Origin of the sequence: Pararobbsia silviterrae (genome assembly GCF_003628125.1) — a bacterium.
Classification (GTDB): domain Bacteria; phylum Pseudomonadota; class Gammaproteobacteria; order Burkholderiales; family Burkholderiaceae; genus Pararobbsia; species Pararobbsia silviterrae.
Map to the genome: position 1 here is coordinate 361,149 of NZ_RBZU01000005.1, position 12,672 is coordinate 373,820.

Consider the following 12,672-nt stretch of genomic DNA (forward strand, 5'->3'; position numbering starts at 1 on the left):
AGTCGCCTTCGATAGAATCCCGCGCATGACCTCCTCGACCTTCCCATTGCCACGCATCGTCGTGGTCGGTACCGGCGGGACGATCGCCGGCGCGGCGCCCACGGCGACCCAGACGACCGGTTATCAGGCCGGCGCGCTGCCCGTCTCGCAACTGCTCGAGGCCGTGCCCGGACTCGACACGTTCGCGCGCATCGAAAGCGAACCCGTCGCCTCCATCGACAGCAAGGACATGAGCACCGCGCTCTGGCTCGCGCTCGCGCAGCGCATCGACGCGCTGCTCGCGCGCGACGACGTCGACGGCGTCGTCGTCACGCACGGCACCGACACGCTCGAAGAAACCGCGTATTTCCTGCATTTGCTGGTCAAGTCGCCGAAACCCGTCGTGATGACCGCCGCGATGCGGCCTGCGACGGCGATCTCGGCCGACGGCCCGCTGAATCTGCTGCAAGCCGTGCGGGTCGCGGGCTCGCCCGCCGCGCACGGACGCGGCGTGCTCGTTGTGTTCGCGGGACGGATTCACTCGGCGCGCGAGGTCGCGAAGACGAGCACGTTTTCGATCGATGCATTCGCCTCGCCCGAGACCGGACCGCTCGGCTGGATCCACGACGCCCAGATCGAGTTCGAGCGGCGCGGCGAACGTCTGCATACGGTGGCCACGCCGTTTCGTCTCGGCGTGCGCGAGGCGGACGCGGCTCGGGCCGCGTCGTCCGCGTCATCGCCGGGCGAGATCCAGGTCGCGCCCTATGCGATCGACGGCGCGCTGCCCGATGTCGATATCGTGACAAGTTACGCGGGTGTCACACGGATTGCGGTCGATGCGCTCGTGGCGAGCGGCGCGAACGGCATCGTCGTCGCGGGGACGGGCGGCGGGTCGATCCATCATCGTCTGCTCGCGGGATTGTCCGACGCCGCGGACCAAGGCGTCGCCGTGGTGCGCGCATCGCGCGTCGGCGCGGGGCATGTGCTGCATAACGGGGCCGCGTCGGACGACCGGCTCGGATTCGTGAGCGCCGGCTCGCTGTCGCCGTTCAAGGCGCGCGTATTACTCATGGTCGCGCTGGCGAGCGGCCTGCGCGGCGTCGACGAACTGCAGGGCGCGTTCGACACGTTCTAGTGCATCGCGCCGGCAAACCCGACGGCACGCGGCGCGTGCCGCACCGTCGCGCATCGTCATGCACTGCAAGGTAACCCTGAGTTCAAAGGACTGTTCGTTTTCGGTGCGTTGCATCACAATGATCTGCACCGAAACATCGCTCGACGTATTGGCATACGGTTTGCTTTTTCCTTGTGACGCAACGGCGCAGGAAGGACTCCATGCGGTTCTACGACGAGATGCAAGAGAACGACGCGGCCCTGGGTGTGCGGCCGCATTACCGGCGCTTCGACGACTGGCTTAAACGACAGTCCGACGCGACCATGGCCCGCAAGCGAGCAGAGGCCGATCTCGTGTTTCGGCGAGTCGGCATCACGTTCGCCGTCTACGGCGCGGACTCCGGGACCGAGCGGCTGATCCCGTTCGACATGATCCCGCGGATCATTCCGAGGCACGAGTGGACCGTGCTCGAGGAAGGGCTCCGGCAGCGCGTCAAGGCGCTCAATATGTTCATTCACGACGTCTATCACGATCGCAACATCGTGCGGGCCAACGTGATACCGGCGGACCAGGTCTATACGAACGCGCAGTATCGTGCCGAGATGCAGGGCGTCGACGTGCCGCTCGATATCTACGCGCATATCGCGGGCGTCGATGTCGTGCGGGCCGGCGACAACGGCGACTTCTATGTGCTCGAGGACAATCTGCGCGTGCCCTCGGGCGTCTCGTACATGCTCGAGAACCGCAAGATGATGATGCGGCTGTTTCCCGAGCTGTTCGTGCAGAACAAGATTGCGCCGGTCGCGCACTACCCGGATCTGCTGCTCGACACGCTGCGCTCGGTCGCGCCGGCCGGCGTCGACGACCCGACCGTCGTCGTGATGACGCCGGGCATGTACAACTCGGCGTACTTCGAACACACGTTCCTCGCGCAGCAGATGGGCGTCGAGCTCGTCGAAGGCAAGGATCTGTTCGTCGACGACAACGCCGTGTTCATGCGCACGACGCACGGACCGCGCCGCGTGGACGTGATCTATCGGCGTATCGACGACGACTTCCTCGATCCGCTCGCGTTCCGCGGCGATTCGGCGCTCGGCATCCCGGGCCTGATGTCGGTCTATCGCGCGGGCCGCGTGACGCTCGCGAATGCCGTGGGCACCGGGGTGGCCGACGACAAGTCGATCTATCCGTACGTGCCGGACATGATCGAGTTCTATCTCGGCGAGAAGCCGATCCTCAACAACGTGCCGACCTATCAGTGCCGCAAGCGCGACGATCTCGCGTACGTGCTCGATCATCTGCCCGAGCTCGTCGTGAAGGAAGTGCATGGCGCGGGGGGCTACGGCATGCTCGTCGGCCCCGCGTCGACACGCGCGGAGATCGAGAACTTCCGGCAGCGGCTGCTTGCGCGGCCGGCCGGTTATATCGCGCAACCCACGCTCGCGCTGTCGGCTTGTCCGACCTTCGTCGAGTCGGGCATCGCGCCGCGCCATATCGACCTTCGGCCCTTCGTGCTCTCGGGCAAGACGGTCACGATGGCGCAAGGCGGCCTCACGCGCGTCGCGTTGCAGGAGGGATCGCTCGTCGTCAACTCCTCGCAAGGCGGCGGCACCAAAGACACCTGGATGATCGAATAACGACGAGGGCGCACCATGCTGAGCCGCACGGCCGACCATCTGTTCTGGATGGCGCGATATATGGAGCGCGCGGAGAACACCGCGCGCATGCTCGACATCAATCTGAAGACGCTGCTGTTGCCGCAGAGCGCAAAGCATGAGGAGCGCGCGCAACGCGCGGTGCTCCGGATCTCGGAACTCGAACCCGCGTTCGACGCGCGTTATGCGGACAAGGGCGGGCCGACGCGCGAGAACGTCCTCGATTTCCTGGCCGCCGCGCCCGACAACCCGTCGAGCATCTACGCCTGTCTGCAGGCCGCGCGTGAGAACGCACGCGCCGTACGCGGCGTGCTGACGACCGAGGCCTGGGAGACGATCAATTTCACGTGGCTCGAATACGTCGAGCGCCTCGCGAACGGCGAGCTGTCGTCGGACGCGAACTCGTTGTTCGAGTGGGTCAAGTTCCGCTCGCATCTGTCGCGCGGCGTCACGCTCGGCACGGCGTTGCAGGACGATGCGTTCGTGTTCACGCAGCTCGGCACCGTGCTTGAACGTGCCGACAACACGGCGCGGATCCTCGACGTGCGGTTCCTCGACGCGGAAAACGCCGAGGCGCAAATGCAGGCTCAGGCGAGCCAGCATGCCGCGCAAGTGCTGGCTCAAGTGCAGGCGCAGACCCAGGCGCAGTTCGACACGCAAGCGGGCGATGTTCAGGTCCAGACGCAAGTCGGCCACGAGCGCAGGGATGTCGCGCGCGACGTCCAGCGCGAGGGCCAGCTCGAGGACTTCTATTACTGGACCTCGGTGCTCAGTTCGGTGTCGGCGCTCGAGATCTATCGCAAGGTCTATCGCGATGTCGTGACGCCCGAGCGCGTCGTCGAATTGCTGATGTTGAACCCGAACATGCCGCGCTCGCTGCTCGCCTCGCTCGACGCGGTGTGCAGCAACCTCGCCTTGTTGCGCACCGAGGCGTCGAACGCGTGCGAGCGCTCGGCGGGCAAGTTGCGCGCCGAATTGCTGTACGCCGATATCGACCAGATTCTCGAGTCGGGCCTGCATGCCTATCTGACGCAGTTTCTCGCGCGCGTCTACGAACTCGGCAACGCGATTTCCCGTACTTTCCTGATGCTGCCGGTCTATTGAATATTGAGGGAGGCGTCCATGCGTCTGGCTATTCAACACGAAACGACCTACCGGTATGAATCGCCGGTTCAGTATTCGATCCAGCAATTGCGCTTGACTCCCGCGAACGCGAACGCGCAATTGATCTTGCATTGGCACGTCGAAGCGCCGGGCAAGCTCGATACGTCGGTCGACGCGTACGGCAACACCTTGCACACGCTCGTACTCACGCGGCCGCATCGCGAGATTCGGCTGCGCGTGAGCGGCGAGGTCGATACGATGCCGCTGCACGACGGGCGGCTTGGCGATGTCGTCGGCGCCGTGCCGCTCGAACACTTCACGTGCGCGACGCGGCTGACCGAAGCGAACGAGGCGATCCGCTCGCTCGCGCAGGAGACGGGTGCGCTTGACCGGCCGGCGGGACTCATCGAGCTTGCCGACCGGATCCGCGCGCGCGTGGCCTATGAGCCCGGCACGTCGGACGTCGCGAGCACGGCCGCGGATGCGCTATCGGCCGGCAAGGGGGTCAGCCAGGATCACGCGCATCTGATGATCGCGTGCTGCCGTGCGCGCGGGATTCCCGCACGCTATGTGAGCGGCTATATCGACGGCGGCGATACGCCGCAGGCGGCAAGTCACGCATGGGTCGATGTGTGGCTCGACAAGATCGGCTGGATCAGCATCGACGCGGCGCGCAGCGAGTTCGCGGGCGGGCGGTATTGCCGCGTTGCGCAGGGCCGCGATTACGAAGCGGCCGCACCCGTGCGCGGCACGCGCATCGGCGGTCGCGAAGAGCGTCTGCAGGTTTCGGTCCGGGTCAACGCCGACACGCTTCAGTAGGGCGCGAGTCGTTCGCCCGGCAACCGTCGCACGCGTGCGTGCGCAAAGCGCGTATCGTCGATTGAGGCGCGCGCGCGACAGACGCGCGCCGGCCTGCGGCTACAATCCGGGATTCGAATCAAGCTATACGAAGGCGAAGGACATGACCTACTGCGTGGCAATGCGCGTGAACGACGGTCTGGTGTTTTTGTCGGACACCCGCACGAATGCAGGCGTCGACCAGATCAGCACGTTCCGGAAAATGTCGGTGTTCGAGAATCCCGGCGAGCGTGTGATTGTATTGATGTCGGCCGGCAATCTCGCGATTTCCCAGGCGGTGTGCCAGGTGCTCGGCGAGCCGGCCGCCGGCCATGCGGCCAGCCTCTGGAGCGTGGACTCGATGCACGACGCCGCGCGCGTCGTCGGCGAGGCCGTGCGCGAGGTCTATCGGCGCGATGCGGAGTCGCTCCAGCAGTTCGGCGTCGAATTCAACTGCAGCTTCATTATCGGCGGCCAGATCGGCACGCAGCCGATGCGGGTGTTCCAGGTCTATTCGGCCGGCAATTTCATCGAGGCGTCGTCGGTCAATCCGTATTTGCAGATCGGCGAGGCCAAATACGGCAAGCCGATCATCGACCGCGTGCTGACGCCGTCGACGCCGCTCGACGAGGCGGCCAAGTGTGCGTTGATCTCGATGGATTCGACGCTGCGCTCGAACCTGTCGGTCGGGCTGCCGCTCGATCTGCTCGTCTACGAGCGCGATGCTTTGCGCGTGACGCGATTCGTTTCGATGGACAACGACAACGCGTACTTCCAGATGATCCATTCGACCTGGGGCGCGCGTCTGCGCCAGGTGTTCTCGGAGATCCCCGATCCCGAGTGGTCGACGATCGAGGCCTTGCCCTCGGCGTCGGTGACCGCGCTGCCGCCGCGCGCGTCGTGGCCGGGCATCGTTCACGAGCCGCTCGCCGTGCAATCGGTGGCTCAGGCGAAGGTCCGCGTTCAGGGACCGCTCTGAGATAGGGCGCCGTTCGCGCCTTCGTTGATCAGACTTGCCTGTCCGGCGACTTGTCGCTATAATCCCGCGTTTTCCCCTTGCCACACCGAACCGACGCTCGGGTGGCTACGATCCACAAGGAGAGGTTATGCGTCATTACGAAATCGTATTCATCGTGCATCCCGACCAAAGCGAGCAGGTCGGCGCGATGATCGAGCGCTACAAGACGACCATCACGTCGCGCGGCGGTCAGATCCACCGCGTTGAAGACTGGGGCCGTCGCCAGTTGGCCTACATGATCGACAAGCTTGCCAAGGCTCATTACGTGTGCCTGAACGTCGAGTGCGACCAGGCCACCCTGGACGAACTCGAACACGCGTTCAAGTTCAACGATGCCGTGTTGCGTCACCTGATCACGAAGACGAAGAAGGCTGAAACCGCTCCGTCGCCGATGATGAAGGAAGTGGCGCGCGAAGAGGCCAAGAAGGCCGCCGCGGCACAAACGAGCGACGCTTCGGCGTAAGCCGGGCACCGGGCAGGGCGTTGAACAGGCTGGAGATCGACGCGCATCTCGTCGAACGCGAGCCGCTCCGATATACGCCGGCCGGCGTGCCAATCGTGAATTGCACATTGGCGCACCGGGGTACGGTGTTCGAGGCGGGTGTCGCGCGCCAGATTGAAATGACGCTTGCGGCGCTGGCCGCCGGCGAGATCAGCGGAAGGATCGCGGTTCTCGCACTTGGCGACTCGGCGCGCTTGGCGGGTTTCCTGGCCCCACGCAATCGCAACGCCAAAAGCTTGGTATTTCACATCACAGAATTGCTAGAGATTGAAGAGGACTGATCATGCCGCGTCCCGCTGGTAAAGGTAAAAAGTTCGACCGTCGCCGTCAGCAGCAGAACCCGCTGTTCAAGCGCAAGAAGTTCTGCCGTTTCACGGCTGCTGGTGTCGAGCAGATCGACTACAAAGACATCGAAACGCTGAAGGATTTCATTGGCGAAAACGGCAAGATCACGCCGGCACGCCTGACGGGCACGAAGGCGCACTATCAGCGTCAGCTTGATTCCGCCATCAAGCGTGCTCGTTTCCTGGCCCTGCTGCCGTACACGGACCTGCACAAGGCCTAAGCGTCGATCTTTCGGAGAATTCGAATGCAAGTCATTTTGTTGGAGAAGGTCGCGAATGTGGGCGACCTCGGCGAAGTCGCGAAGGTCAAGGACGGCTACGCACGTAACTTTCTGATCCCCCAACGTCTCGCCAAGCGCGCGACGAAGGAAAACCTCGCTCAGTTCGAAGCCGAGCGCGCCGAGCGCGTGAAGGCAGCGGCCGAGAAGCTCGCCGCAGCGCAAGCACAAGGCGAAAAGCTCGCGGGTTCGACCGTGACGATCAGCCAGAAGGCTGGCGTGGACGGCCGTCTGTTCGGTTCGGTCACGAACTTCGATATCGCCGAAGCCCTGAAGGCGAACGGCTTCGCGGTCGAGAAGATGCAAGTGCGTCTGCCGAACGGCCCGATCAAGACGGTCAGCGAACAGACCGTTCAGATCGCGCTGCACACGGATATCGTTGTCGACATCACCGTGCAAGTCGCCGGCGAACACGCCTAAGCGAGACCCGCTTTCGGCGGGATCGCCCGACGAAACGACGCGCTCGCGCGTCGTTTCGACTTAAAAAAACCCGCGAAAGCGGGTTTTTTTGTTGGGCACGCGCGAGTCGCGGTGAGGTGCAGGATGCGATCACGCAAATGTCGCTGAATCGATCTCGACCACAGTGTCCGATTCGAGACCGACGAGCAGGATATGCACCGCTTCGGGATGACGTTCGAGCCCCGGCGAGCCGATTTCGAGCACATGGGGCACGCCGGCCGTGAACGGAATCGAATGCGTCGAGCCGCCGCTGCGCGAGATCATCGAGGCCGTTGCGCGGCCCTGCGTCGCTTGCGCGCTGATCAGGATTTGTTGAACGCCGTCCGGCCAGGGAATACGAACGGACACGAGGTCGCCTTGACCGAGCGCATGACGGCTGGTCGCGTGCTCGAGACTGTGTGTCGCCTCGCGTGCGACCGAGTTCGCGCGCGAGGCGGCCGAGTTGGTTCGGTTTGGAGGCCGGCGAGGTGTAACGCGTGTCGCGGTGTCGGCGGGGATGTGCCTGACGGATGCCGCGGAGACCGATTCGCCTTGGCCATTGACTCGCTCGTCGGACCTGGGGCGCGGTTCCGGCACCGAGCGCCTCGCGTCGGGGCGCCACGGTGGCGCGGTGTTGACGGTGGTACAGACGACGGGCACGCACGGCGCAGGTTGGCTGTAGCGATCCTGTTTCGGTTCGCACGGCACGTTGAGCGTCACACGCTGGGTCGAGATCGGTCGCGGCGGGGCGGGGAAGCTTCGGGTGGCGATCGTGAGGCCACTATCGGGCATGACGCATCTCCGAAAAAGGGGTGCGCCCAGTCTAGGTCGAGCGTTTGTCTCGAATTTCAACGGATGGTCAGCGCCGGCCCGGCAGGCGGATGACACGGTGGCCGAATAGGCAGAAGCCTGAGGATTGAGGAACCTGCGAACCGGAGAACCGGAGAACCGGAGAACCGGCGGACGCGCGTGGATAGGGCCGGGGGGCCGATCGGTACGTCGGTCCGGGCAACCCGACGTAGGCGCCTCGCCTGAATGGCATGCACGCGGCGCTCACAAGTGCCGCTCGATCGTCGATAATCACCCCCATGAACGCCAAAGATCCTCAACTCGAATCGCTCAAAGTTCCCCCACACTCGGTCGAGGCCGAGCAGTCGGTGCTCGGCGGTCTGCTGCTCGACAACGGAGCGTGGGACCGCGTCGCGGATTTCATCCACGAAAGCGATTTCTATCGATTCGATCACCGGTTGATCTATCAGCATATCGGCAGGTTGATCGCGGCGACGCGCCCGGCCGACGTGATCACGGTCTTTGAGTCGCTGAGCTCGGCAGGCAAGGCCGAAGACGTCGGCGGCCTCGCATACCTGAATGCGCTTGCACAAAACACGCCGAGCGCGGCAAATATTCGCCGCTACGCGGAAATCGTTCACGACCGCGCCGTGCTGCGCAAACTCGTGACCGTCGCCGACGAAATCTCGGGCGACGCGTTCAATCCGCAGGGCAAGGAAGTCCGTCAACTCCTCGACGAAGCCGAAGCCAAGGTCTTCGCGATCGCCGAGGCCGGATCGCGCGGCGCGCAGGGATTCCTCGAGATCAAGCCGTTGCTCTCGCAAGTCGTCGAGCGCATCGACACGCTCTATCACCAGGACAATCCGAGCGATGTGACGGGCACGCCGACCGGCTTCGTCGATCTCGATCGGATGACGTCGGGCATGCATGGCGGCGAACTGATCATCGTCGCGGGCCGGCCGTCGATGGGCAAGACGTCGTTTTCGATGAATATCGCGGAATACGTCGCCGTCGAATACGGCTTGCCGGTCGCGGTGTTTTCGATGGAAATGCCCGGGACGCAGCTTGCGATGCGGATGATGGGTTCGGTCGGGCGCCTCGACGCGCACCGGCTGCGCACGGGCAAGCTCATCGACGAGGACTGGCCGAAGCTCACGCATGCGATGCAGAAAATGAGCGAGGCGCAGATCTTTATCGACGAGCAGGGCGGTATCAATCCGATGGAGTTGCGCTCGCGCGCGCGGCGCTTGTCGCGGCAATGCGGGCAGCTCGGACTGATCGTGATCGACTATCTGCAGCTCATGAGCGGCACCTCACCGGGTGAGAACCGCGCGACAGAAATTTCGGAGATTTCGCGTTCGCTCAAGGGGCTCGCCAAGGAGCTCAACGTGCCGGTCATCGCGCTCTCGCAGCTCAATCGGAGCCTTGAACAGCGGCCGAACAAGCGGCCCGTGATGTCGGATCTGCGCGAGTCGGGCGCCATCGAACAGGATGCCGACGTGATCCTATTCATCTATCGCGATGAGGTCTACAACCCGGACACGCAGGACAAGGGCACGGCCGAAATCATCATCGGCAAGCAGCGTAACGGTCCGATCGGAACGGTGCGTATGACCTTCCTCGGTCAGTACACGAAGTTCGATAATTTCGCGGGCCCGAACGCATTCTTCGGCGCCGAATAGTTTTCGCTGCGAAACCCGTCAGTTTCCGTTCGCGAAGCGCGCAATCGGATCGTCAGTGGCAGCGGCGGCCGGCTCCGCGCTCGGGCGCGTCCCGCCGGCCGGCGCGTCATAGCGTGCCGTTGCGCCGCGTGAGGCGGCGCCCGCTGCGGTTTCTCGCGCTTCGGCGCTCGTCGCGCCCACGGCCGCTGAGTTCGAGGCCTCGGGGTTCGAGACCGTTGTGTTCGAAGCCGATCCCGGGGCGCGCCGCACACCGACTGCCTCCGCGCGGTCATCGGTCCCCATATTCCCGGCGGTTCCGGCCTCGGTCGCATGTCGAACGGCATCCGGATGCTCGGCGAATGCTGCAATCGGATCGGTGACCGGCGATGCATGCTCGGCCGCAGCCTGCGTTTGCGCATCGGCACGCGAAGGCGGGGGCGGTTCGAGGGGATCCGATCCCGTTGCCGTATGCGAGGAACGCGCGGCAGCGCCCGCTGCGCTGAAACTCACGCGCTGGACGCCGGCGCCTTGTGTGTTCGTCTCGGGTGATGCGTTCGAGACGCCTGTGTCGCCCGCATCGATGCGGCGCGCATGGGCGTCTGCAACGGGGGCCGTGGAGGTTTCGACCGGCATCGCGATCTTGTGGCCCTCAGTCGTCGTCGGCTCGACCGATGCATACCCGGTGCTCCCAGGCTGCACGTCGACGAGCGGTCGCTGAACGACGGCCGGCGACTCGCGCGTCGCGGCGGCGCGCGCCGAATTCGCCGACGAAGGGGCATCCTCGCCGAGCGCCGGCGCGGAGGAGGCCGATTTCAACGTGGATGCATTGGGATCGGGCGCCGTCGACGCGACCCATTGCGGCGCGTCAAACGGCGTTGCGCTCCGATGGTTTCCGGCCACGCGCCGAATGCCGTCAAAGCGTTTGGCCCAATAGGGATTCGAAATGTAGTCGATGCGAACCGTGCCGCCTGTCGAGGGGGCATTGACGAAACGATAGCCGCCGACATAGATGCCCACATGCGAATGCGGTCGTCCGGTCGTATTGAAGAAAATCAGATCGCCCGTCGCGACTTCATCGGGCCGAATGGCTTCGCCGACGAGGCTCATGTCGGCGGTCGTGCGCGGTAGATCGACGCGCGCGGCGCGTGCAACGACATAGTGGACGAGGCCGCTGCAATCGAAGCCCGAGTCGGGTGTATTTCCGCCCCAACGATACGGCACGCCGACGAGGCTCATGGCCTGAATCGAAATCTCTTCCTCGCCGACGCTATGGTCGATAAAGGCCGGCAGCGACGACGGTGGCTTCCATTCATGGGACGTCGAAATCGGCGGCGCGCTTTCGCGACGCGTCGGCGTACTCGAACATGCGGCGAGTACGAGGACGACGATCAACAGTGGCCAGACTCGAAGCATGACAGGCGAGGGCAGCCCGATATGCGCGGCCCTCGAATAAAGAAGTGCGCCTATCATAGACTTAAATCATAAAGCTCAGGAAGCACTTTAACTTGTTGAACGGCGGTGAGTCTGTGTCGTGATTGAGGAATCATGGCGTCGCGCGTCCCGGCCCGATCTATTGAGCGATTGCGACGGCCGGGGCATTCCCGATGCACGCGAGCGGAACAGTCAAATGCGGAAATACGTGCGCAGCTCTAATCACGGCGCTCGACGCGGATCGCCGCGCGGGCTTTCGACGAAGCGAATTGGACGGATCCGAGCGGCGCGAGAGGCCCTCGACACATTGGACGCCATCGGTCCGGAATCCTGACTTCCGTTCGGTTTCACGACCGGTTCGCCTTGCGGTCGAGGCGCCACGCATGCGCCGCTTTCAACGCCTAAACGTCTCAAAACCTCTACCGATCGCTATGCAACCCATCCCATCCTCGATCGCACGGATCTCGACCGGGCGCGACGCGGCGATCGTGCCGCGGGACGCGCAACGATTTGTGACACAGCGCAAACAGCAAGTTATCTCGTGCAAAATCGCCTGGTGTTCGGTTTTGAACCTCCGCGAATTGAATTTGTGTGAGCTCGATATCGATGGTCTTCCTCAACTTCCGGCACACATCGTGTCGTTGAAGGTCGCGAGAAATCGGCTGCGAACCCTTCCGGATCACTTACCCGCCTCTATTCGCGAACTCGATGCGTCTTCGAATGCGTTCTCGCGGATTCCGCCCAATCTTCCCGCTAGTTTGCGGACGCTCGATTTGTCGCGGAATCGCATTCGCCACATTCGAAACCTGCCGGACGGCCTCGAATCGCTGAAGCTGGAAAGCAACCTCATTCAATATGTCGATCGAACGTTGCCGGATACGTTGCGAACGCTTGATATATCGTCGAATATATTAATCGGCATCGATCGTGTGCTTCCCAGTAAATTGACGACTTTGAACGTCGCCAACAATCTGCTGTCGAATTTGCCCGATCGTTTGCCCCGAAAACTAAAGAGTCTTTATATTGATCATAACGAGATTCTTGAAACGCTTCCTGAGCGAATGCCAGGCCGTCTCGAGCAGCTAAGTGCAAACTATTGTGCGCTGGTCCGCTTGCCCGAGCGATTGCCCGACTCCATTCGTTGGTTATCCGTCACGAATAATCAACTTTCCGAGATTCCTCGTTACCCTCGATTTTTAAAATACTTGAATGCGAATAATAATAAAATAGAAAAAATCGGGACGACATTGCCGGTGGGTTTGCAGGTCATGCGTCTACGCGACAATAAAATCGCGAAGGTTCCCGCGTTTATTGCGAATGCCTGGACCTCGCGGGTAACGTCGATTCGACCTCAACGCGTGCGAATCTCCCGCCTCGTCAACTTGGATGGGAATCCGTTGATCGATGGACGCGCGCGCAGGCGCACATCGCATCCGATGCAGCTCCGACCGCTGACGATACGCGTCAACGCGGCACCGTCGGCGCGTCAGAAATAACAATGCCGCCTCGAAAACCGGTCAGC

The 12,672-nt window shown here is 63.3% G+C and carries 13 protein-coding genes; 11 read left to right on the forward strand and 2 right to left on the reverse strand.

What is annotated here, in order from left to right:
- Positions 1–25 precede the first annotated feature (25 nt).
- The 9 genes from D7S86_RS14150 to rplI all read left to right on the forward strand — a co-directional run bounded on the left by D7S86_RS14150 (position 26) and on the right by rplI (position 7,251).
- On the forward strand, positions 26–1,114 hold the full coding sequence (locus D7S86_RS14150; protein WP_121087466.1) for an asparaginase: 1,089 nt from the start codon (positions 26–28) through the stop codon (positions 1,112–1,114).
- A gap of 200 nt (positions 1,115–1,314) precedes the next feature.
- Positions 1,315–2,730 (forward strand): circularly permuted type 2 ATP-grasp protein, encoded by a 1,416-nt coding sequence (locus tag D7S86_RS14155; protein ID WP_121087467.1) that lies wholly within the window; start codon positions 1,315–1,317, stop codon positions 2,728–2,730.
- A 15-nt stretch (positions 2,731–2,745) separates the two neighbouring features.
- Positions 2,746–3,852 carry an alpha-E domain-containing protein gene (locus tag D7S86_RS14160; protein WP_121087468.1) on the forward strand — a complete coding sequence of 369 codons (1,107 nt, stop codon included), beginning with the start codon at positions 2,746–2,748 and terminating at the stop codon, positions 3,850–3,852.
- An 18-nt stretch (positions 3,853–3,870) separates the two neighbouring features.
- The gene (locus tag D7S86_RS14165) at positions 3,871–4,671 is read left to right on the forward strand and encodes a transglutaminase family protein (protein WP_121087469.1); all 801 of its coding nucleotides are present in this window, start codon (positions 3,871–3,873) and stop codon (positions 4,669–4,671) included.
- A gap of 142 nt (positions 4,672–4,813) precedes the next feature.
- Positions 4,814–5,668: a proteasome-type protease gene (locus tag D7S86_RS14170; RefSeq protein WP_121087585.1), complete on the forward strand. Its 855-nt coding sequence runs from the start codon at positions 4,814–4,816 to the stop codon at positions 5,666–5,668.
- Positions 5,669–5,795: 127 nt separating this feature from the next.
- Positions 5,796–6,170: a 30S ribosomal protein S6 gene (gene rpsF, locus D7S86_RS14175; protein ID WP_121087470.1), complete on the forward strand. Its 375-nt coding sequence runs from the start codon at positions 5,796–5,798 to the stop codon at positions 6,168–6,170.
- A 20-nt stretch (positions 6,171–6,190) separates the two neighbouring features.
- Positions 6,191–6,490: a primosomal replication protein N gene (gene priB / locus D7S86_RS14180; RefSeq protein WP_121087471.1), complete on the forward strand. Its 300-nt coding sequence runs from the start codon at positions 6,191–6,193 to the stop codon at positions 6,488–6,490.
- A 2-nt stretch (positions 6,491–6,492) separates the two neighbouring features.
- On the forward strand, positions 6,493–6,774 hold the full coding sequence (gene rpsR / locus D7S86_RS14185; RefSeq protein WP_121087472.1) for a 30S ribosomal protein S18: 282 nt from the start codon (positions 6,493–6,495) through the stop codon (positions 6,772–6,774).
- Between the two features lie 24 nt (positions 6,775–6,798).
- Positions 6,799–7,251: a 50S ribosomal protein L9 gene (gene rplI, locus D7S86_RS14190; protein WP_121087473.1), complete on the forward strand. Its 453-nt coding sequence runs from the start codon at positions 6,799–6,801 to the stop codon at positions 7,249–7,251.
- A gap of 129 nt (positions 7,252–7,380) precedes the next feature.
- Here the strand turns inward: rplI and D7S86_RS14195 are convergent, their stop codons facing one another.
- Positions 7,381–7,638: a hypothetical protein gene (locus tag D7S86_RS14195; RefSeq protein WP_121087474.1), complete on the reverse strand. Its 258-nt coding sequence runs from the start codon at positions 7,636–7,638 to the stop codon at positions 7,381–7,383.
- Between the two features lie 719 nt (positions 7,639–8,357).
- Between D7S86_RS14195 and D7S86_RS14200 the strand changes: the two genes are divergently transcribed.
- On the forward strand, positions 8,358–9,740 hold the full coding sequence (locus D7S86_RS14200; RefSeq protein ID WP_121087475.1) for a replicative DNA helicase: 1,383 nt from the start codon (positions 8,358–8,360) through the stop codon (positions 9,738–9,740).
- An 18-nt stretch (positions 9,741–9,758) separates the two neighbouring features.
- On the opposite strand, the gene D7S86_RS14205 is transcribed toward D7S86_RS14200, so the two are convergent.
- Positions 9,759–11,111 carry an NlpC/P60 family protein gene (locus tag D7S86_RS14205; protein WP_420813244.1) on the reverse strand — a complete coding sequence of 451 codons (1,353 nt, stop codon included), beginning with the start codon at positions 11,109–11,111 and terminating at the stop codon, positions 9,759–9,761.
- A gap of 422 nt (positions 11,112–11,533) precedes the next feature.
- Here D7S86_RS14205 and D7S86_RS29125 point away from each other — a divergent pair, with 422 nt between their 5' ends.
- Complete coding sequence (locus D7S86_RS29125) at positions 11,534–12,646, forward strand: leucine-rich repeat domain-containing protein (protein ID WP_147432328.1); 1,113 nt, start codon at positions 11,534–11,536, stop codon at positions 12,644–12,646.
- Positions 12,647–12,672 lie beyond the last annotated feature (26 nt).

Bases quoted from the DNA above. Each gene is read 5' to 3' on its own strand.
- D7S86_RS14150 (WP_121087466.1), top strand. From the start codon at position 26: ATGACCTCCTCGACCTTCCCATTGCCACGCATCGTCGTGGTCGGTACC.
- D7S86_RS14155 (WP_121087467.1), top strand. From the start codon at position 1,315: ATGCGGTTCTACGACGAGATGCAAGAGAACGACGCGGCCCTGGGTGTG.
- D7S86_RS14160 (WP_121087468.1), top strand. From the start codon at position 2,746: ATGCTGAGCCGCACGGCCGACCATCTGTTCTGGATGGCGCGATATATG.
- D7S86_RS14165 (WP_121087469.1), top strand. From the start codon at position 3,871: ATGCGTCTGGCTATTCAACACGAAACGACCTACCGGTATGAATCGCCG.
- D7S86_RS14170 (WP_121087585.1), top strand. From the start codon at position 4,814: ATGACCTACTGCGTGGCAATGCGCGTGAACGACGGTCTGGTGTTTTTG.
- rpsF (WP_121087470.1), top strand. From the start codon at position 5,796: ATGCGTCATTACGAAATCGTATTCATCGTGCATCCCGACCAAAGCGAG.
- rpsR (WP_121087472.1), top strand. From the start codon at position 6,493: ATGCCGCGTCCCGCTGGTAAAGGTAAAAAGTTCGACCGTCGCCGTCAG.
- rplI (WP_121087473.1), top strand. From the start codon at position 6,799: ATGCAAGTCATTTTGTTGGAGAAGGTCGCGAATGTGGGCGACCTCGGC.
- D7S86_RS14200 (WP_121087475.1), top strand. From the start codon at position 8,358: ATGAACGCCAAAGATCCTCAACTCGAATCGCTCAAAGTTCCCCCACAC.
- D7S86_RS29125 (WP_147432328.1), top strand. From the start codon at position 11,534: ATGCGCCGCTTTCAACGCCTAAACGTCTCAAAACCTCTACCGATCGCT.